This window comes from Rhodopila sp., from assembly GCF_035548095.1.
GTDB lineage: Bacteria > Pseudomonadota > Alphaproteobacteria > Acetobacterales > Acetobacteraceae > Rhodopila.
The window spans coordinates 71124-91080 of record NZ_DASZUV010000015.1 but is presented as its reverse complement, the minus strand read 5'-3'; the positions used below and the strand labels follow the sequence as shown (position 1 = coordinate 91080).

General features: G+C 66.4%; 15 protein-coding genes. 12 read left to right on the top strand and 3 right to left on the bottom strand.

The annotated features are described in order from the left end of the window. The first annotated feature begins 10 nt into the window (after positions 1–10). Positions 11–3511, top strand: coding sequence for a PAS domain S-box protein (locus VHC04_RS12215; RefSeq protein ID WP_325681509.1), 3501 nt, complete (start codon positions 11–13; stop codon positions 3509–3511). A 170-nt stretch (positions 3512–3681) separates the two neighbouring features. On the opposite strand, the gene VHC04_RS12210 is transcribed toward VHC04_RS12215, so the two are convergent. Next, a complete protein-coding gene (locus VHC04_RS12210; protein ID WP_325681507.1) occupies positions 3682–4428 on the bottom strand; it encodes a CBS domain-containing protein in 747 nt (248 codons plus the stop codon). A gap of 283 nt (positions 4429–4711) precedes the next feature. Here VHC04_RS12210 and sseA point away from each other — a divergent pair, with 283 nt between their 5' ends. The 5 genes from sseA to VHC04_RS12185 all read left to right on the top strand — a co-directional run bounded on the left by sseA (position 4712) and on the right by VHC04_RS12185 (position 10139). Continuing rightward, the gene (sseA, locus tag VHC04_RS12205) at positions 4712–5551 is read left to right on the top strand and encodes a 3-mercaptopyruvate sulfurtransferase (protein ID WP_325681505.1); all 840 of its coding nucleotides are present in this window, start codon (positions 4712–4714) and stop codon (positions 5549–5551) included. 3 nt (positions 5552–5554) lie between these two features. Beyond that, entirely contained in the window at positions 5555–6760 is a 1206-nt protein-coding gene (gene metC, locus VHC04_RS12200; RefSeq protein ID WP_325681503.1) for a cystathionine beta-lyase, read from the top strand. A gap of 464 nt (positions 6761–7224) precedes the next feature. Then, positions 7225–8502, top strand: a complete 1278-nt coding sequence (locus VHC04_RS12195; RefSeq protein WP_325681501.1) for a beta strand repeat-containing protein — start codon at positions 7225–7227, stop codon at positions 8500–8502. A 141-nt stretch (positions 8503–8643) separates the two neighbouring features. Then, the gene (locus tag VHC04_RS12190; protein WP_325681499.1) at positions 8644–9330 is read left to right on the top strand and encodes a fumarylacetoacetate hydrolase family protein; all 687 of its coding nucleotides are present in this window, start codon (positions 8644–8646) and stop codon (positions 9328–9330) included. Further along, positions 9330–10139 (top strand): exodeoxyribonuclease III, encoded by an 810-nt coding sequence (locus tag VHC04_RS12185; protein WP_325681497.1) that lies wholly within the window; start codon positions 9330–9332, stop codon positions 10137–10139. The genes VHC04_RS12190 and VHC04_RS12185 overlap by 1 nt, the downstream gene beginning before the upstream one ends. Before the next feature lie 128 nt (positions 10140–10267). On the opposite strand, the gene VHC04_RS12180 is transcribed toward VHC04_RS12185, so the two are convergent. Continuing rightward, entirely contained in the window at positions 10268–11599 is a 1332-nt protein-coding gene (locus VHC04_RS12180; RefSeq protein WP_325681495.1) for a TldD/PmbA family protein, read from the bottom strand. A gap of 17 nt (positions 11600–11616) precedes the next feature. Next, positions 11617–12882 (bottom strand): M16 family metallopeptidase, encoded by a 1266-nt coding sequence (locus tag VHC04_RS12175; protein WP_325681493.1) that lies wholly within the window; start codon positions 12880–12882, stop codon positions 11617–11619. A 193-nt stretch (positions 12883–13075) separates the two neighbouring features. Between VHC04_RS12175 and fliF the strand changes: the two genes are divergently transcribed. The 6 genes from fliF to flhA are packed head-to-tail and all read left to right on the top strand — an operon-like array spanning position 13076 to position 19926. Beyond that, on the top strand, positions 13076–14746 hold the full coding sequence (fliF, locus tag VHC04_RS12170) for a flagellar basal-body MS-ring/collar protein FliF (protein WP_325681491.1): 1671 nt from the start codon (positions 13076–13078) through the stop codon (positions 14744–14746). A gap of 3 nt (positions 14747–14749) precedes the next feature. Further along, the gene (gene fliG, locus VHC04_RS12165) at positions 14750–15763 is read left to right on the top strand and encodes a flagellar motor switch protein FliG (protein ID WP_325681489.1); all 1014 of its coding nucleotides are present in this window, start codon (positions 14750–14752) and stop codon (positions 15761–15763) included. Beyond that, on the top strand, positions 15744–16412 hold the full coding sequence (locus VHC04_RS12160; protein WP_325681487.1) for a hypothetical protein: 669 nt from the start codon (positions 15744–15746) through the stop codon (positions 16410–16412). Before fliG ends, VHC04_RS12160 begins: the two co-directional genes overlap by 20 nt. Continuing rightward, complete coding sequence (gene fliN / locus VHC04_RS12155; RefSeq protein WP_325681485.1) at positions 16402–16686, top strand: flagellar motor switch protein FliN; 285 nt, start codon at positions 16402–16404, stop codon at positions 16684–16686. The genes VHC04_RS12160 and fliN overlap by 11 nt, the downstream gene beginning before the upstream one ends. Further along, positions 16686–17813 carry a sigma-54 interaction domain-containing protein gene (locus VHC04_RS12150; RefSeq protein WP_325681482.1) on the top strand — a complete coding sequence of 376 codons (1128 nt, stop codon included), beginning with the start codon at positions 16686–16688 and terminating at the stop codon, positions 17811–17813. Before fliN ends, VHC04_RS12150 begins: the two co-directional genes overlap by 1 nt. A 49-nt stretch (positions 17814–17862) precedes the next feature. Continuing rightward, the gene (gene flhA, locus VHC04_RS12145; protein WP_325681480.1) at positions 17863–19926 is read left to right on the top strand and encodes a flagellar biosynthesis protein FlhA; all 2064 of its coding nucleotides are present in this window, start codon (positions 17863–17865) and stop codon (positions 19924–19926) included. Positions 19927–19957 lie beyond the last annotated feature (31 nt).

Here is a 19957-nt window from a genome sequence, read left to right as displayed (position 1 = left end):
TAAGGGTTCAATGGCGGGCTTCCTCTCAGAACGGTTATCCCGGCTGCCGCTTCGCGCGCGGCTTCTGCTGCTGGTCACCGCCAGCGCCTTGCCGCTGATCGGCATGGGGGCCGCTCGGGAATATGCCCAATATCGCAGCGAGGCGAACAACGTCTACCAAAGCCTGCTGACCACGGCACGGGGCATCACCGTGGCGGTGGAGCGCGACTTGCTGCTGCGCACCACCGCGCTGGAAGCGCTTGCCATGTCACCCGCCCTGCGGTCGGAGAACCAGTCCGCCTTCGACACGGAAGCGCGCCTGTTCCTGGCGCGCCAGCCGCCATCGGCCATGCTGGCGGTCGTCGGACCGGATGACCGGATCATCAAAGCCTACGGCGCGCCAGCCGGTGCCGTCGGCGTGCTGCACAAGGCGACCGGCGACGGAGACAACGTGTTCCGGCGCGGAACACCCGTGATCACCGACCTGCATGTCGGCCAATTGTCCGGCAACCTCGGATTTACCATCGAGGTACCGGTCTTCCACGAGGGTCACGTCGTCCTGGCGCTGTTTCTTCGGCTGCATCCCAGCTCCCTGCAGGATCTGTTGACCCAGCAGCACGTGCCACCCGATCGCACGATCGCCATCGTCGACACCCAGGGCGCCATCGTCGCGCGCACACCGCATCCGGAGGCGTTCGTCGGACGCTCGATGGTGCCCGCGCTCTGGGCGCTTGTTAAAACGCGGATCGAGGGCCTGACCCAGGGCCGCACCCTGGAAGGAACGCCGGTTATCGTGGCGTTCACCCGTCTGCCGCCGGCGAACTGGGCCGTGGCCATCGGCGCTCCGCAAGCCCTGGTGCTGGCTCCCTTGCGCGATGGAATCCTTCGCATCGCCCTGGATGCGACCATCCTGCTGGGCCTGGGGCTGGTTCTGGCCGCCTTCGCCGCGCGGCGGATCACGGAACCGATTTCCCGTCTGCGTCAATTGGCCGAAAGCGATGACCCGTCGGCCGCGGCCGCACTCCATACCGGCCTTCCCGAGACCGACACGGTGGCGCGCGCACTGGTCACCGCCGCCGCCGATCGCAAGGCCGCCGCTGAAGCCCTGGCGGAAAGCGAACAGCGGTTTCGTGCCCTGTTCGAACGCTCGCCCAGCGGCGTCATGCTCGTCGACCCGGACACATGGCGGGTGATCGACTGCAATGACACCGCCGCCGGCTTCCTGGGCTTGAGTCGCGGCGAATTCCTCGGCTCCTCGCTGATGGACCTCCGCCTTTCATCCAGCGAGCAGCGGCTGCGGGAGATCTCCCGCGCCGTCGTCTCCGGCGAGGTGATGCGCTACGAAGCCCGCGTACGCGGTCGCGCGGGCCCGCGCGACCTGTTCGTCGCGGTTGGCCCAATCCGCGTCGCCGGCCGCACCGTCCTGCTGGTCAGCCAGATCGATGTGACCGAGCTGCGCCGCGCCGAGGATGACCTGCGACTGAACCGGGAGCGGCTGGACCTGGCCCGGGAAGGTGCGAACCTTGGCATCTGGGACTGGGACCTCGTCAGCGGCGAGGTGATCTGGAGCGACCACGCCTATGCCCTGCACGGGTTGGCGCCATCCGGGACCGGCCCGCAGCTGGCGGAGATCCGCGCGTTGATCGACCCCGCGGATCGCGGCGCGGTCCGGGCCGAATTCCGCCGCACCCTGAAGGAGCCGGAGCATCGCTTCGCCGCGGAATACACGGTGCGCCCGGCCGATGGCCGTGCGCGCCGCCTGCTGAGCCGCGGGCAAGCGATCCGCGACCAGCAGGGAACCGTGCTCCGCGTCGTCGGCATCACCCTGGATGTGACAGCACGGTTCGAAGCCGAAAAGGCTCGCGACCGCCTGATCGGGCTGCTGCAGGAAGAGCGAGGCCGTCTGAGCGAGATCATCGAGGCGCTGCCGGTCGGCGTCGGCATCGTCGGACCTTCGAGGCGCTTTACCCTCAGCAATGCGCTGATGCGCCGCTATCTGGGCCCGCAGGCGCCCGACGCCAGCAGCCCGGAGCGGGCCTGCTGGACGGGCCGGGATGCCGGCGGCAACCCGCTGCCCGCGGATGAGTATCCGGTCGCCAAGGCATTGCGCGGGGAGGCGACGCTGCCCGGTCAGGAATTCCTCCATACGGCGGCTGACGGGGTTACGACCTGGTTTCGCGTCGCCTGCCTGCCATTGCGGCCGGCGGATGGAATTGGCGGCGGCACGATTCAGGAAGTGCTGCTGGTCTTGCAGAACATCGATGCCGAACGCCGGCTGGTCGATCTGGAACGGCGTGCCAATGCGCGGCTGGAGCAGCGCGTGCGGGAGGAGGTTTCGGCCAGGGAAGCCGCGCAACAGCGCGCCGCGCAGGCCGAACGGGTGCAGGCTCTGGGCCAGATCGCGGGCGGAATCGCCCACGATTTCAATAACGTGCTACAAGCGGTCACCGGCGGCGCGGCGCTGATCGAACGGCGCCTGGACCAGCCGGATCGGGTTCTGCGCCATGTCCGCATGATCGCCGACGCCGCCCGCAGGGGGGCGGCGATCACCAGCCGTCTTTTGGCCTTCGCGCGGCGGGGAGACCTGCGGGCGGAGATCGTCGACCCGGCCGCGCTATTGTCCGACATGGCCGACGTGTTGAGCCATACGCTGGGCGGATCGGTCTGCTGCCAGGTGGATGCGCCATCCGGCCTGCCGCCGCTGTTCGCGGACCGGGGGCAGTTGGAGACCGTGCTGGTCAACCTTGCGACCAATGCCCGCGATGCCATGGCGAATGGTGGGACGCTGACGCTGTCCGCGCGCAGCGAGACGGCGGGTTACGACCATGTGTCGGATACCGGCGCGCCGCCCGACCTTCCTCCGGGCGACTACGTGCGGATCAGCGTCACCGACACGGGCGCCGGCATGAGTCCCTCGGTGCTGGCGCGGGTGTCCGAGCCGTTCTTCACCACCAAGGAGCCGGGGAAGGGCACCGGTCTTGGTCTTGCAATGGCGAAGGGGTTCGTCGAACAGAGCGGCGGACGGCTGGCCATCGACAGCACCGAAGGGAAGGGAACGACGGTCCATCTGTGGCTGCCACAGGCACCGCGCGGCGCCAGCGGATTGGCCCACCAGAAGACGTCCACCGAGTCCAGAAGCCTGGTACCGCTCGTCTTGCTGGCGGACGACGACCCGATCGTGCGGACCGTTCTGGCGGACTCCCTCGAGGACGCGGGCTTCACCGTGCTGGTGGCCGAGAGCGGGCAGGCGGCCCTGGACCTCTTGCGCCGGCAACCGCGCCTGGACGCGCTGGTGACCGACCTGACGATGCCGGGCATGGATGGGTTGACGCTGATTCGGGAAGTCCAGGCGCTGCGCCCGGGCCTGCCCGCCGTACTGCTGACCGGCTATGCGGGCGACGGGGCGGCGCTGGCGATCGGCGGTGCCATCAGCGGCACGTTCTCGCTTTTGCGCAAACCGGTCACCGGCGTCCAACTCGTCGACAGGATCACCAGCCTGCTGGAAGGCAGCCCGACGCCCCTTGCACACTGAGACCACGGACGCGCGGCCGCCGCGCTCCCGCCGAAGCACGACTTGCGACTGTCGCCTTCCGGCCGTTGGCCTCGGCCGCGTGGTGCGGCTTTCTGTACGATATAGAAAGGTACGACACAGTAAGCTCGCAGTCTCGCGCCGGATATTGCCGGCGCCCTCTGCCTCGCCGGTTATCCGCGTTCGCTATTCTTGACCGTTGGAAGCGTCTGGTCACCGGGAGCGTCGATGACCGTCCCGGTATAAGGCTCGATATAGACCAGATGGTCGTGCACGCCGGTCACGCCGGCCGTGTTCTCGGCAATGACTCGGATCGCGTTGCGTTCGCTTTCGCTGGTGATCGTGCCCCATAGATCGACGATCCCGTGGTTGACCACAACATTCAGGGTGGTCGTCGGCGCCCAGGACTGGGCTTCCAGCGCATCCAGTATGGCTGTCCGAATCTCGGGATCGGTTGCCTGCGTCGGTGTGGCGTGACGGGCATGGCCGACCAGGGCACGCAGCAGGTCCGCGCGGCTGACCACGCCGACGACGCGCCCGTCCCGCGTCACCGGCACGCGCTTCACGTGGTGGGATTCCATGACGGACACCACCGCTTCCAGCGAGGCATCGGCGGCGACCGAGATGACATCGGCCGTCATGACATCGCGGACCCGCCGGCTGTGCGCCAGGGTGAAATCCTGCGCCTGCTGAGCCGGCGACACGAACAGCCGCAACCACCATGAGCGATGCCGCTCGGTTCCGAGTTCATCGCGGCGCAACAGGTCGCCCTCGGTGATGATTCCCACCATGTCTCCCGATGCGTCGACGACGAACAGCCCGGAAATCCGGCGATCCAGCATCAACTGCGCGGCCTCCTCCACCGAGGCATCGGGGGGGATGGAGATCACGTTGCGGGTCATGACATCTGCGACGTTCACGGTACTCGAGTCCTTCCGTATTGTGACGAAGCGGCCCCCTGCGCGACATGCGCGGCGAAGCTGCCGTCCCTCCCGATCCCTGCGGCGGCACACCACAGCGGGTTGTCTTTTCTTATAGCGTATCCATCGCCGGTCGCGAGCGGCCTCCATGGCGTCCCAGACCATCGGTGGACGCGGGGGCATCGGGCCGCGAGACCGCCGCCGGGTCTATCGCTGCGCCGCAAGCGCATCGTAGTATCCGGGCCGCTGAATGTTTGGGCTGCCGACATCAATGGAAACGACCATGACCCCGCTTGTCTCGACCGAGTGGCTGGCGCGCGCGCTGGAGACGCCCGACCTCGTGGTCTTTGACGCGACCAAATACCTGCCGAACGAACCCAAGGACGGGCGGGCCGAGTTCCTGGCGGCGCATATCCCTGGCGCACGCTATTTCGATATCGACGCCGTTGCGGACCCGGACACCGAGCTGCCCCACATGGCGCCCTCCCCGGGCCGGTTCGCCAAGCTGCTGGGCGGCATGGGGGTCGGCAACGCATCACGCATCGTGTTCTACGACCAGAAAGGGCTTGCCTCGGCGGCTCGGGGCTGGTGGCTGATGCGGCTGTTCGGCCACGAATCCGCCGCCGTGCTGGATGGCGGCCTGCCAAAATGGATCAAGGAAGGGCGTCCGACCCAAGCGGGAGAGCCGTCGCCCCGGCCCGCGGCCGCGTTCAGGCCAGATTATCGGCCGCTGCGGCTGCGCGGGATCGGCGACCTGCTGGCGAACCTGGCATCCGGCACCGAACAGGTGCTGGACGCACGGGCGGCCGGACGCTTCACGGGCGCGACGCCGGAACCGAGGGCAGGCATGCGAAGTGGCCATATTCCTGGATCCCTCAGCCTGCCTTACACGGAGCTGCTGAATCCCGACGGCACGTTCCGGTCCACGGCCGCGCTGCGCGAGCGTTTCGCCGCCGCGGGGATCGACGGCCGCAAGCCGGTGGTCACCAGCTGCGGCTCTGGGGTGACAGCGTGCATCCTGACGCTGGGCCTGGTGCTGGCCGGGTTGCCGGAGGGCGCGGTGTATGACGGATCCTGGACCGAATGGGGCGGTCGCCCAGATACCCCGGTGGAGGTTGGTTAGCCGATGACGACGGAGTCGACGACCCGCAAACAGGGCTTTCGGACCACGCTGTCGCATGTCGGCCGAGCGGGGAAACGGGTGCATGGGTTTGTGAATCCGCCGCTGCTGCGGGGTTCCACGGTCCTGGTGCCGACTGTCGCCGAACGCCAGGCGCTGGCGGCCCGGCGCGGCGAGCAGGTGCTGACTTATGGCACCGGCGGGTCGGCGACGCACTGGGCACTGGAGGATGCGATCGCCGCGATCGAGGGCGGCACGCGATGCTACATCGTCTCGACCGGCCTCGCCGCGGTCACCACACCGCTGCTGGCGTTCCTGAAGGCCGGCGACCACATGCTGATGCCGGATAGCGTGTATGGTCCCGCGCGCGCCTTTGCCACGGGCATGCTGAGGAATTTCGGCGTAGAGACGACATTCTACCTGCCGGAGATCGATGAGGCCGGGATCACCGCGTTATTGCGGACGAATACCAAAGTTGTCTACACAGAGAGCCCCGGCAGCCACACTTTTGAAGTGCAGGATATCCCGGCGATCGCGCGGGCCGCGCATGCCCATGGGGCGAAGGTGATGATGGACAACACCTGGGGGATTCACCACTTCCAGCCGTTCCGGCATGGTGTGGATGTGTCGATCCAGGCGGCGACGAAGTATCTGGCAGGTCATTCCGACGTGTTGCTGGGTGCGATCACGGTGAACAATGAGGAAGACTGGCAGGTTCTGCATGCCGCCGGCCGCACCCTGGGACAGTATGCCAGCCCGGACGATTGCTGGCTGACGCTGCGCGGGATTCGCACCATGGCGGTGCGGCTGCAGGCTCAGATGGAAGCGGGCCTGCTCGTCGCGCATTGGTTGCGAAACCGGCCGGAGGTCGCGCAGGTGCTGCATCCGGCGCTGCCCTGTGCACCAGGCCACGAGCTTTGGCGGCGGGATTTCACTGGCGCGTGCAGCCTGTTCGGTGTCGAGTTCAAGCCGGCATTCTCCGTGGCCGATACACACCGTTTTGTCGAAGCACTGGACTTGTTCGGCATCGGGGCATCCTGGGGCGGATATGAGAGTCTCGCGGTCCCGACGACGGGGTTCGTCACGCGGACCGCTGGTGGCGCGGGGTTTGCCGGGCCGATAGTACGTCTGCATGTCGGTCTCGAGGATCCCGATGACCTGATTGCCGATCTGTCCCAGGGGCTATCAGCTTTGCGAGCGGGCGCGGCTTGACCGGGGCACGGTCATTTGCTTCTTGCAAAGAAATTCCTCACGATTGCGTGTATTGCAGCAATCAGCCGTAACAAAGCGGCCTGGATGACCGGGATTGGCGGGAATCTGCTGAAATCTCCTGCTGGATCAAATTGTAACCAGCATTTTTAGCTTGCCTGCCCGGGTTGGATGTATATGCTGCGGCGCATGAAATCGGCGTTTTGAGCGATTTAATCAGCCTAAAGAAAAAAGGCTTGCTAAACGCCTTTGTGTTTTTGCGGTGACGGAACAGATCGGAGAAGACAGTGGCGGTAACGATTCCTGGGGGCTCCTCCACCACAAGTCCCAACATTACGTTGTCGCTGGGAACGGGCGACGTCCTACAGCTTAGTCAACAGATTGGCGCCCTTCTGGCCACTGTTCAGGCCGCCGGCAATCTGACGGTCGATAGCGTGACCGGTGCGCCGATTCCGGATGGCCCGGGTGTGGGGTCTCCGTCGGCCAGCGAGCTGGTCATTGACAATTCGAGCCCCCTGAACGCGACGCTGCCCAGCGGCACGAACGGCTGGACCTATTATGTCCCGATCGGCAGCGGCCCGACGACCCTGACGGGTTCCGACGTCGGCATCCTCTCCGGCACCGTCGGCGCCACGTTCAACGTGTCGGGCAACAGCACCGTGGCCGCGAACGGCGGCAACAACACCGTCAATGCCACCGGCACCTATCTCCTGTCCTTCGGGACGGGCGACAACATGGTGATCGCCGACGGCAGCGGCACGGTCGCGACGGGTATCGGGGCCAGCACGGTGGTGGCGATCGGCACCGGTGCCGGCAACCTGATCCAGTCCTTCGGCACCGGCGACATGATCAACCTGGTGGCCGGCGACAGCACCGTTGATGGCTTCGGCAGCAACAGCACGATCATCGGCGGCACCGGCAACCTGACGCTGGATATCGAAGGCGCCGGTGAGACCGTCATGCCGAACGGAATGTCGGTGACCGGCACGGTTGGCGGCAGCGACAATGTCGTGTTCCCCGGCACCGGACCGATGGATGTCACGCTGACCGGCACCAACAACACGCTCGTCGGCTCCACCGCCGCGACGACGGTGAACGCAACCGGCAGCGATGTGGTCTTCGGCAATACCGGCTTCCTGACCTTCGTGGGCGGCGCCGGTACGTCCTCGATCCTGGGCGGCGCTGGCGGCTCGAACGACATCACCGGCGGCGACGGCGGCGTCTTGTTCTCGGCGAATGTCGGCAGCAACTCCACCGTCACCGGCGGCATGGGCACCACGACGATCTTCGGTGGATCCGGCAGCGTCGTCACGTTCAACAGCAGCTTGGCCGGTGGCTACATGGTGGCCAGCGCCGGCAATGAGACATTGACCGCCGCGCAAGCTTCGGCATCCGTCACCTTCAGCGGCGGGGCCGACAATGCCAATGTGTCCATGGTGGGCGGCTCCGCGGGCGACGTCTTCTTCGCGGGTGGCGGCTCCGACACGCTGACCGGCGGCGCGGGCGCCGACTCGATCTCCTTCATCATGGGCAACACGAATGGCGGCAAGGACTTCATCACCGATTTCGGTTCCGATGACTCGCTGTTCCTGACCGGCTATGACTCGACGGCGACGACGTTCAGCACCAGCTCCAACGGCCTGACCATGACGCTGTCGGACTCGACGACGATCACCTTCACCAACCTGACCGATCAGAGCCAGCTCAACGGGCATTATCTCTACGTGCCCAATACGCCGGTCTGATCAGCCGGACTGCGGTTTGAAGCAAGCGGTCCAGGGCTTCCCTGGGCCGTTTTCTTTTGACACCGCTCCGAAGCCGGCATTGCCACACCGGCGTCTTTCCCGTATTTCCGCGCTTTCCTCCCAGCACCGAGGTGCCTCGCCATGGCCGACTACGTCATCGCCCCTCCGGCCGTCACGGCCGTTCCGGTCGCCGGCGGCGGCGCCTTTCCCGTCCGCCGCATCTTCTGCGTCGGCCGCAACTATGCGGAGCATGCGCGGGAAATGGGCAGCGATCCGGATCGGGAGCCGCCTTTCTTCTTCATGAAACCGGCCGATGCCCTGCTCATGAACGATGCGGACATGCCCTATCCGCCGCAAAGCAAGCAACTCCATCATGAAATGGAGCTCGTCGTCGCCATCGGCGAAGGCGGTGCGAACATCGCCGAGGCGGACGCCCTGGCCCATGTGTGGGGCTATGCCGCCGGGCTGGATATGACCCGCCGGGACCTGCAGAATGCCGCCAAGAAGGAAGGCAAGCCCTGGGACATGGGCAAGGGCTTCGACCATTCCGCCCCGATCGGCCTGATGGTGCCAGCCGCGAAGATCGGCCATCCGTCGAAGGGGCTGATCGAGCTGAAGGTGAATGGAAAGATCCGTCAGACCTCCGATCTGTCGAAGATGATCTGGAACGTGCCGGAAACCATCGCCTACCTGTCCGGGCTGGTGCGCCTCGCCCCTGGCGATCTGATCTATACCGGCACGCCTGAGAATGTGGCCGCCGTCGAGCGCGGCGACCTGCTGGAAGGCGTGGTGGAAGGCGTCGGCACCGTCCGCACCCGGATCGTCTGATGCCCGTTCTCCGGGTCGCGACCTGGAACATCAACTCGCTGCGCCTGCGCCACGGACTCCTGCATGAACTGACGGCGGCCCTGAACCCCGACGTTATCTGCCTGCAGGAGACCAAGGTTCCCGACGCGCTGTTCCCCTCGGACGCGCTGGTGCCGCTGAACTACCCATACACGGTGTTCCGCGGGATGAAGGGCTATAATGGCGTCGCCATCCTGTCGCGCATCCCGCTGCAGCCGCAGCCGGACGGCATTCCGGACTGGTGCAGCAAGGGCGATTGCCGCCACGTCGCGGTCTCGCTGCAGACACCGTCCGGGCCGGTCGAACTGCACAATTTCTATGTCCCCGCGGGCGGGGACATTCCGGACCCGGCGGTAAACCCGAAATACGCCCATAAGCTCGCCTTCATCCGGGAAACGAGGGATTGGTTCGCCATCCGTCCGGGATTGTCGCGCGCGGTGCTGGTCGGCGATCTGAACATCGCGCCGCTGGAGCACGATGTCTGGAGCCACAAGCAATTGCTGGACGTGGTCAGCCACACGCCGCCGGAAACCGCGGGCCTGACTGCATGGATGCAGGCCGGTTTCATCGATGCAGTGCGCCACTTCGTGCCAGCCGATCAGAAGCTGTACACGTGGTGGTCCTATCGGAACCGGGACTGGCGGTTATCCGACAGGGGCCGCCGCCTGGACCATGTCTGGGTCACACCGGATCTCATGCCCGGGCTGCGGCGGCATGCCATCTTGAAGGATGCCCGCGATTGGCAGCGAGGATCGGACCACGTCCCCGTCTGCGTGGAGGTCGAGGTCTGACCGCGGTAGGGTCCCGGGAGCGTGATCGCCCAAGGCGGGAAAGCGCTGCTCTGACACCTCTTTGATCCGGGAACCCGCTTCACGACGTCCGACCATCGGCTCCAACCGGTTGCGCCCTGGTCCCTGCCCTATGCCCCCGCCATGGTCATGCCGTCGATGCGCACGGTCGGCGAATCCGTCCCCCGTCGGAAGGTCAGGTCGTTGGCCGGCGTCAGGCTGGCGAACATCGCCAACAGGTTGCCGGCGATGGTGATTTCGGCGACCGGTTCGGCCAGCACGCCGTCGCGGATCATGAACCCGGCGGCACCCCGGCTGTAATCGCCGGTCACGCCGTTGACCCCCATGCCGATCAGCTCCGTCACGTACAGCCCCAGCTTGATGTCCGCCATCAGCTCGGCTGGCGTCACCGTGCCGGGCGCCAGATACAGATTGGTGGCGGAGGGTGACGGCGGACCGCCAATGCCGCGCGCGGCATGGCCGGTCGAGCGCAGGCCAAGCTGCCGAGCCGCGCGGGAGTCCAGCAGCCAGGTGGTCAATACACCGTCCTGGATCAGGGCGTGCGGCCGGGTCGGCGTGCCTTCGGCGTCGAAGATGCGGGAGCGCAGGCCGCGCACCCGCCGCGGATCGTCATGGATGGCGATGCCGGCGGCAAAGATGCGCTGGCCCATCCTGTCCTTCAGAAAGCTGGTACCGCGGGCGACCGCGCTGCCATTGATGGCGCCCGACAGATGCCCCAGCAACCCGCCGGCAACCCGCGGGTCGTAGACAACCGGAATCCGCGCCGTCTTCGGACGGGCGGGATGCAGACGGGCGACAGCCCTGTCGCCGGCCCTGCGACCGATCACCACCGGATCATCCAGATCCGTCAGGTGCACCGTGCTGTGGTAGTCATAGTCCCGCTGCATATCGGTGCCGCTGCCGGCAATGGCCGTGGCGGACACCGAATGGCTGGTCCCGGCGCGGCGCCCGGCAAAGCCGGCCGAGGTCACCAATGTCAGTTCCGATCGCCCATATCCGGCATCGGCCCCTTCCGAATTGGTGATCCCGGCAACGGACCGGGCGGCATCCTCGGCGGCGGCGGCGCGTTCGACCAGCATTTCCGCTGTCGGCACCGTGCCGTCCACCATGTCCAGGTCCACCGGTTCCGGCGGCGCGGCGGTGTCGGCCAGGCCGGTGTACGGATCCTCCGGCACCACCTTGGCCATTGCCACCGCCCGCTCCGCCAGTCCGGCAAAGGCGCCCGGATCGATGGTGGTGGAGGAGACGATCGCGGCACGCTGCCCCAGGAACACGCGCAGGCCCAGGTCCTGGCCTTCCGATCGTTCCACGTGCTCTGTCTTGCCCAGCCGGCGGGAGACGGACAGCGACGTGCCGGAGATGAAGACGGCATCGGCGGCATCGGCACCGGCCTTGCGCGCCTGGGCGATCAGGTCGGAGAGCAGGGACAGCGGATCATTCATCGCGTGTCACCTCGGGTTCACGCGGCCAGCGCATCGGTGACGCTGCCCAGATTCGGCAACCGTCCGATCGGCCCCAGTGCCGCCAGGGTCGGGGCGCCCCGGAACTGCGCGGCGGCGGCGCGCTGGACATCGGCGACCGTCACCCCTTCGATCCTCGCAATGGTTTCCGGCGTCGGGATCACGCGCCCGAAAATCTGTATCTGCCTGGCAAGCTGTTCACAGCGGCTGCCGGTGCTCTCCAGGGACATCAGCACGCTGGCCTTCACCTGGGACCGTGCCCGCGCCAGTTCCACCTCGGTCACCTGGGTCTGCACCTTGCGCAGTTCTTCCAATGTGACTGGAACCAGTTCCTCGACCTCCTGCTCACCGGTACCGGCGTAGACGCCGAACAGGCCGCCATCCGCGTACGGGGCGTTGAAGGAGTAGATGGAATAGACCAGGCCACGCTTCTCGCGGATTTCCTGGAACAGCCGGGACGACATGCCGCCGCCCAGCAGCGACGACAGCAGCATCGTCGGATAATAGTCGGGATGGCCGTAGCCGACCGAGGGGAAGCCCAGCACGACATGCACCTGGTCCAGGTCGCGTACCTGCCGGAACTCGCCGCCCCGATAGGTGGCCGGTTCGGTCGGCGGCGGTGTCAGCGTCGGCAGATCGGCGAAATGGCGGCCGACCAGGTCGACGATGGCCTGGTGGTGCAGATTGCCGGCGGCGGCAACCACGACGTTGCTGGCACCGTAGTGCCGCTGCATGTAGCCGGTCAGCGTCGCCCGCGGCATCTGGCGGATGCCGTCTTCCGACCCCAGGATCGGCCGACCCAGCGGCTGGGACGGATAGGCGACCTCCTGGAAATGGTCGAAGATGATGTCGTCCGGTGTGTCGTTCGCCTGGCCGATTTCCTGCAGGATCACGCCGCGTTCCCGCTCCAGCTCCTGCACCTCGAAGGTCGAATGGGTCAGGATGTCGCCGATGATGTCGGCGGCCAGCGGCGCGTCCTCTTTCAGCACCTTGATGTAGTAGGCGGTCTGCTCCCGGGCGGTGTAGGCGTTGATGTGGCCGCCGACGGCTTCCACCTCCTCGGCGATCTGCGCGGCGCTGCGGGACGCCGTGCCCTTGAACGCCATATGCTCCAGGAAATGCGACACGCCGTTCTCGGCGGCGGTCTCACTGCGCGAGCCGGTGCCGACATAGGCGCCGAAGGAGACTGTCTCCACCCGCTCCATCCGTTCGGTAACGATGGTCAGGCCGTTCGGCAGGCGGGTGACTTGGATTGGATCGGACACGTCGACGGCTTCCCTCGGAGCAATGCGGTACCCTCGCATATGGTGACCGCGTGGTGAAGCAAACAGGTTACCCCGGCGCGTTATGCCGATCCGGCGCCGTTAACCAACTCGCAACCATTGTCCTGTAGCTCTGGTCGCGGTCGCCCCCGACGGGCGACGGCGTGATAACCCGCGGCGATCCTGAGCAAAATGCATGAAGGGCCTTCTCGACAGCCTTCGGAAGTTGGGTCTCGCACCGCTGCTGACGCTGACGGGGGTTGCCCTAGGCATGATCGGCATCGTCGCCTGGCTCAGCCTGGTCGGTGGCGATACGTCGCGGATGGCCCTGCTGTACGATGATCTGGACCAGCACGACGCCAGCCGGATCGCGGAACAGCTGGACCACCGGCAAATCCCGTATCGGATGGAGGCGGACGGACGGCGCATCATGGTGCCGTCAGGCCAGGTGCTGCCCGCGCGCGCGGCGCTGGCGAAGGAAGGGTTGCCGGTATCCGGCACCATCGTCGGCGACGAAATCTTCGACCGCGGCAATGACCTGACGATCACGGAATTCGAGCAGGACGTAAAACGTACGCGCGCCCTGGAAGGGGAGCTGGAGCGCACCATCCAGGCCATGCGCGGCATCGAGCACGCCCGGGTGCATCTGGTGCTGCCGCGCAAGCAGCCCTTCGAACGGCAGCGCGGCGAGGCGCAGGCCAGCGTGATGCTGACCCTGGGCGGGCTGCGCAGCCTGGCACCGGAAGGCATTCAGGCGATCGTCAACCTGGTTGCCGGCGCAGTGCCCGGGCTGAAGCCGCAGAACATCACCCTGGTGGATTCTCATCTGCACCTGCTGGCGCAAGCGGGCGATCCCGACGATTTGCGGGTACGGTCGCAGGTCACCGAGGATCTCAGCCGCGCCATGGCGCAGCGCATGGAGCGCGCCGTGGAAGACATGCTCAGCCGTTCCCTGGGCGTCGGACATGTACACGCCGAAGCGTCCGTGCGCTTGAATTTCGAAAAGACCGCCGAGACCCAGGAACGGTACGACCCCGACAGCTCGGTGGTCCGCAGCACGCAGACCGTCAGTTCCAACGCCAAGTCGACGGAGCGGGCCGCCAATGTCTCGCTGCAGAACAACCTGCCGAACGCCGACAGCGGATCGCAGACCACCGGCAACCAGGAGGGGCGGCAGGAAGAGACCACCAATTACGAGATCAGCAAGACCGTGCAGACCAGCACGCGCGACCAGCCGCGGGTCGATCGCATCACCCTCGCCGTCATGGTCGATGGCGTGGATGAGACCGCCGCCGACGGCAAGCATGGCTGGCGCCCCCGCACCCAGCAGGAGCTGGACCAGATCGCGCGGCTGGCGAAGACCGCGATCGGCTTCGATGAGAAGCGCGGCGACCAGGTGGAAGTCGTCAGCATGCCATTCATCAACGAGATCGCGCCGCCTGAAACCGAGATAGCCGTGCCGGGGGTCAAGCAGCGCCGTGACCTGATCATGCTGGGCGAGGCGGTGGCGATCGGCATCACCGCCCTGGCGATCATCGGCCTGATGACCCGCTCCATCATACAAGGGCTGAAACCGCCGGAGCTGGCCGTGGTGGCCCAGGCCGGCCAGGGTCACCCGCCCCTCGGCGACGCGGTCTCCATGACATCGGTATCCGGGGATGGCGCGTCGCTGCCGGCACTGGCGGGGCCGGATGGATCATCCGGCGGCACCGAGGCCGACATGGCGGATGAGGGAACCGTCAGCCTGACGAACATCGAAGGGCAGATCAAGGCATCCTCGATCCGGAAGCTGGTCGACCTCACCAACCGCTATCCCGACACGGCGCTTGCGATCATCCGCGAGTGGCTGGCAGCCGAAGGGGCCTGAGCCATGACCCGGCAAGGCTCACCTCTCGCCGCCACCGGTCCACAGAAGGCCGCGATCCTGATGCTCGCGCTGGGGCCGGAACATGCGGGGCGGCTGTTCACCATGATGCATGAGGACGAGATCCGCATGATCTCCGGTGCCATGGCCCAGCTCGGCGTCGTGCCCGCAGACATCGTCGAACAGCTCTGCACCGATTTCGTCCAGAATTTCGGCGCCAGCAGCGGCATCCTGGGCAGCTACGAGAATACCGAGACCATGCTGCTGAAGGCACTGCCGAAGGACCGCGTGGCGCAGATCATGGAGGAAATCCGCGGCCCCGCCGGCCGTACGATGTGGGACAAGCTGGGCAATGTGAATGAGGAGATCCTGGCAAGCTATCTGAAGAACGAATATCCGCAGACCGTTTCGGTCGTGCTGTCCATGATCAAGCCCGACCATTCCGCACGCGTCCTGTCGATCCTGCCCGATTCCTTCGCCATGGAGGTGGTGATGCGGATGCTGCGCATGGAGTCGATCCAGAAGGACGTGCTGGACGGCGTCGAACGCATCCTGCGGTCGGAGTTCATGTCGAACCTGGCTCGCGCATCGAAGCATGACGCGCATGCCATGATCGCGGAGATCTTCAACAACTTCGACCGCAAGGCCGAAGCCCGGTTCCTGGCGGGGCTGGAGGAACGCAACCGTGAGGCCGCGGAGAAGGTGAAGTCCCTGATGTTCACCTTCAACGACCTGCAACGCCTGACGCCGCAGGCCCTGCAGACACTGCTGCGCACGATCCAGAAGGACAAGCTGCCGATCGCTCTGAAGGGAACAGCCGATCCCATTCGCAACCTGTTCATGTCCCAGATGTCGGAACGCGCCGCCAAGATGCTGCGCGATGACATGGCCGCGCTGGGTGCGGTCAAGCTGCGCGACGTGGAGGAAGCGCAGGCCCACATCACCAATACCGCCAAGGAGCTCGCCGCTCTTGGGGAAATCGAGATCAACGCAGGCAGTGATGACAAGACCATCGAATAACGTGGTGGTGCCGCTCCGCTGGTTCGAGAATTTCGGTGCGCCACCGGAAGAGCCGACTCCGCCGCCACCGATCGAACCCGTCTTCACCGCCGCGCAGATGGCCGAGGCGCGCCAGACGGGATGGAACGACGGCTATATCGCGGCCTGCCGCGCGCAGCTCCGCGCCATCGCGGAGGAGACGCGGCGCGGCCTGGACGACCTGCTGCGCCAGTCGGAAACCATGGACCGGCGGCTGGAGCACCTGGCGGAACGGAACGCGCGGATGGTGGCCGCATGGCTTGGCGACCTGTTCATCGCCGCGCTGCCGGATCTGGAAACCGCGGCCATGGATAGCCGTATCGCCGTCGCGGCGCAGCGGTTGAGCGGGCTGCTGAGCAAGGCCACCGGAATAACGGTGAAGGCGGCCGACGAGGTGGTGGCCGAATGCGGCTCCCTGGAGGAAGCCTGGCGGGCGGTCGGCGCGTGGCGATCAGAGTCCGCCGTCAACGCACCGATTACAATCGATTGGGATAGCGGGCGCTTGCGGATCGATCCGCAACAGAACTGGCGGGATATCGCGGCCCTTCAGCCCTTCCTTGTGCCGCCCGCGGCGGAGGCGGAGCGACTGTTCAGCGTGGTACGGCCAGCAGGAGTGGACGATGTCGGATAACCCGGAAACGACCGATAGCGGCGCGATCACGGAACTGGAAGCGGTGTACGACATTCCGGTCACGGTGAGCGCCGTGCTGGGCAAGGCCACGATGCAGGTGAACCAGCTCCTGAAGCTCGGCCGCGGCGCCGTGGTGGAGCTGGATCGCAAGCTGGGAGAAGCGATCGACATCTATGTCAACAATCGTCTGGTCGCGCGCGGCGAGGTCGTGATGGTCGATGACAGCCGGCTGGGCGTGACGATGACTGAAATCGTGAAGTCGGAACGGTCCTGATGGCCAGCGATCTGTCCGGGTCATGGCCTGACATCGATCGGACGGCACGGGAGACAATCACCCGAGTGCCGGTGTTCGGCCTGAATTCCGCACGGCCGTCCGTCTCAGGCCTTCACGCGGGCGGATCGGACGGCACGCGGCATCTGATGGTGGTGCGGGATGGCGCAATGGCCGCCGTCGTGCGCAGGGCCGAACAGATCGCCGGGTCCGACGCCGCCGTGCTGATCGTCGGCGAGTCGGGGACCGGGAAGGAGATTCTGGCGCGGCACATCCATGCCCGCTCCCGCCGCGCCGGCGGCCCGTTCGTGGCGGTGAACTGCGCGGCGATCCCCGACCAGCTGCTGGAGTCCGAGCTGTTCGGCTACGAAAAAGGTGCCTTTTCCGGCGCGGTCGGACGGCGGATCGGTAAATTCGAGGCCGCGAACGGCGGGACCATCCTGCTGGACGAAATCAGCGAGTTGGATCTTCGGTTGCAGGCGAAACTTCTGCGTGTGCTGCAGGAACGTGAGGTGGACCGGCTCGGCGGAAGGGCGCCGGTGAAGATCGATGTCCGGGTGATCGCGACGACCAACCGCGATCCCAGGGGTGAGGTGGAACGCAACCAGTTTCGCCATGACCTGTTCTTCCGCCTGAACGTGGTGCGCATGGCGATCCCCCCGTTGCGCCAGCGGCCTGAGGACATCACCGTGCTGATGGATCATTTTGCCCGCAAATACGCGACCCTGAACGACCTGCCGCCGCCCAGCTTCTCCACGGCGGCCCGGTCGCGCCTGCTGTCATACGCCTGGCCCGGCAATGTGCGGGAGCTGGAGAACATCGTTCATGGCGCCGTCGTCCTGGCCGGCGGCGGGTTGATCGACGCCGCCGTGCTGGAACTGCCCGACCAGGAAGCGGGCATGACACCACGCCCGGCGCCGGCGGCCGCGACGGCCCGGAGCTTCGTCGCCCAGTCGCTGGGGGACATGGAGCGGGACCTGATTCTGCGCACCCTGGCCCATACGTCCGGCAACCGCACGCATGCCGCGGCGATGCTGGGAATTTCGATCCGCGCCTTGCGCAACAAGCTGCGGGATTACGCCGCCTCGGGTATCACGGTGCCGCGGCCGTCGAAGTCGCCGGCACCGTGACATGCCGCTGTGACACGCGGCCGATAATGAGCGGATAGCCGCCTCCGGCATGCAGGCACTGGCACCCATGCTTGGCTGGCTGCGGCAACGAACGCCGGGCGGCGACGTGTCGCTGGCCTGCGGCGTGCTGCTGCTGCTTTGCATCCTGATCCTGCCGATGCCGACCTTCCTGCTGGATATCGGCCTCGCCTTCTCCTTCATGACCGCCGTGCTGATGCTGGTGGTGGCGATCTTCCTGCAACGGCCACTGGATTTCTCCAGCTTTCCGACCATGCTGCTGCTGACGACGCTGTTGCGGCTGTCGCTGAACGTCGCCACCGCGCGGCTGATCCTGTCGCACGGCGCCGAAGGTCCCTATGCCGCCGGCCATGTCATTGCCGCCTTCGGCAGCTTCCTGATGGGCGATGACGTCACCATCGGCGGCGTCATGTTCATCATGCTGCTGATCGTCAACTTCATCGTCATCACCAAGGGATCCAGCCGGATCGCGGAAGTGTCGGCGCGGTTCTTCCTGGACGCGATGCCGGGCAAGCAGATGGCGATCGACGCCGACCTGTCCTCGGGCGCGATCGACGACAAGACGGCTCGGAAACGCCGCGCCGATCTGGACGCCGAGGCATCCTTCTATGGTGCGATGGACGGCGCCGCGAAGTTCGTCCGCGGTGACGCGGTGGCAGCGATCGTCATCACCACGATCAATATCATCGGCGGCCTGATCATCGGGCTGGTGCGCGCGCATATGTCGCTGGCGGATTCGGTCGCCGCGTTCACGACATTGACGGTGGGCGACGGGCTGGCGTCGCAGATCCCCTCGCTGCTGGTGGCAACCGCGGCGGGTATCGTGGTGGCCAAGGGATCGGCCGAAGGCGGCATGTCCAGCCTGGTGCTGAGACAGGTCACGCTGAAGCCGACCCCGTTGTCCATCACCGCCGGCGCCGGCGCCGTGCTGGCGCTGATGCCCGGCCTGCCGACACTGCCCTTCCTGGGCGTGGCCGGGCTTGCGGCGGGGGGTGCCTTCCTGCGGTCCCGCCAGATAGAGGCGCAGGATGCGGCCCCCACTCCTCCGCCCGCGGCCGGAGAGCCGAACGGCCGGGCCCTGGTTGCCATCGACATGGTGCGGGTGGAGCTGGGATATGGATTGCTGTCCCTGGCCAGCGGGGACGGACCCAAGCTATCGGACCGTATCCGCAACATGCGGCGCAGCATGGCGCAGGAGCTGGGCTTCGTTCTGCCTTCGGTCCGGATCCAGGACAATGTCGACCTGGAACCGTATGAGTACCGTATCTATGTCAAGGACATCATCGCCGGGAAAGGTGAGTTGCGGCCGGCCATGATGCTGGCCGTCAGCACCGATGACGGCCAGCTGGACCTGCCAGGCGAACGGACCGTTGAGCCGACCTTCGGCCTGCCGGCATGGTGGATCGATGCCACCGCGGCCGACGATGCCCGCGCCCGCGGCTGCACGGTGGTGGACGCCGCCAGCGTGCTGACCACCCATCTGACCCAGGTCCTGAAGGAGAATGTCGCGGAACTGCTGTCGCACGCGGAACTCGACAAGCTGCTCCAGCAATTGCCATCGGAGCATCAGCGCCTGGTCTCCGATCTCATTCCGGGAACCATCAGCATGGGCAACGTGCAGCGCGTGCTGCAGATCCTGCTGGCCGAACACGTTTCCATCCGCGACCTGCCGACGATCCTGGAAGCGATCCAGGAGGCCTGCGGCATGGTGTCGAAGGGTATTATCTCCATTGCCGGCCATGTCCGTTCCCGGCTGGCGCGGCAGATCACCGACCGCTATGTCGGCCCGAACGGCTATGTGCCCATCATCAGCCTGTCAGCGGAATGGGAGGACACCTTCGCCGAGAGCCTGGTGGGGCCGCCGGACGACCGGCAACTGGCGCTGCCGCAGGGCAAGCTGCACGCGTTCATCGAACGCACCCGGGCAGCCATCGATGAAGCGATGCAGGCGGGCGAGCAGCCGGTGATCCTGACCAGCGCAGGCATTCGCTACCACATACACGCGGTGGTGGACCGCATCCGGATGAACGTTCCGGTCCTGGCCCAGACCGAGATCCATCGCCGCGCTCGGGTGAAGGTCGTCGCGGTGATCTGACCAGTGATCTAACCCTGGGGTCGCGTCGCGG

Excerpts from the sequence above, each read along its gene's own strand:
- VHC04_RS12215 (WP_325681509.1), top strand. The coding sequence starts at position 11 with ATGGCGGGCTTCCTCTCAGAACGGTTATCCCGGCTGCCGCTTCGCGCG.
- sseA (WP_325681505.1), top strand. The coding sequence starts at position 4,712 with ATGACCCCGCTTGTCTCGACCGAGTGGCTGGCGCGCGCGCTGGAGACG.
- metC (WP_325681503.1), top strand. The coding sequence starts at position 5,555 with ATGACGACGGAGTCGACGACCCGCAAACAGGGCTTTCGGACCACGCTG.
- VHC04_RS12190 (WP_325681499.1), top strand. The coding sequence starts at position 8,644 with ATGGCCGACTACGTCATCGCCCCTCCGGCCGTCACGGCCGTTCCGGTC.
- VHC04_RS12185 (WP_325681497.1), top strand. The coding sequence starts at position 9,330 with ATGCCCGTTCTCCGGGTCGCGACCTGGAACATCAACTCGCTGCGCCTG.
- VHC04_RS12180 (WP_325681495.1), bottom strand. The coding sequence starts at position 11,599 with ATGAATGATCCGCTGTCCCTGCTCTCCGACCTGATCGCCCAGGCGCGC.
- fliF (WP_325681491.1), top strand. The coding sequence starts at position 13,076 with ATGAAGGGCCTTCTCGACAGCCTTCGGAAGTTGGGTCTCGCACCGCTG.
- fliG (WP_325681489.1), top strand. The coding sequence starts at position 14,750 with ATGACCCGGCAAGGCTCACCTCTCGCCGCCACCGGTCCACAGAAGGCC.
- VHC04_RS12160 (WP_325681487.1), top strand. The coding sequence starts at position 15,744 with ATGACAAGACCATCGAATAACGTGGTGGTGCCGCTCCGCTGGTTCGAG.
- fliN (WP_325681485.1), top strand. The coding sequence starts at position 16,402 with ATGTCGGATAACCCGGAAACGACCGATAGCGGCGCGATCACGGAACTG.
- VHC04_RS12150 (WP_325681482.1), top strand. The coding sequence starts at position 16,686 with ATGGCCAGCGATCTGTCCGGGTCATGGCCTGACATCGATCGGACGGCA.
- flhA (WP_325681480.1), top strand. The coding sequence starts at position 17,863 with ATGCAGGCACTGGCACCCATGCTTGGCTGGCTGCGGCAACGAACGCCG.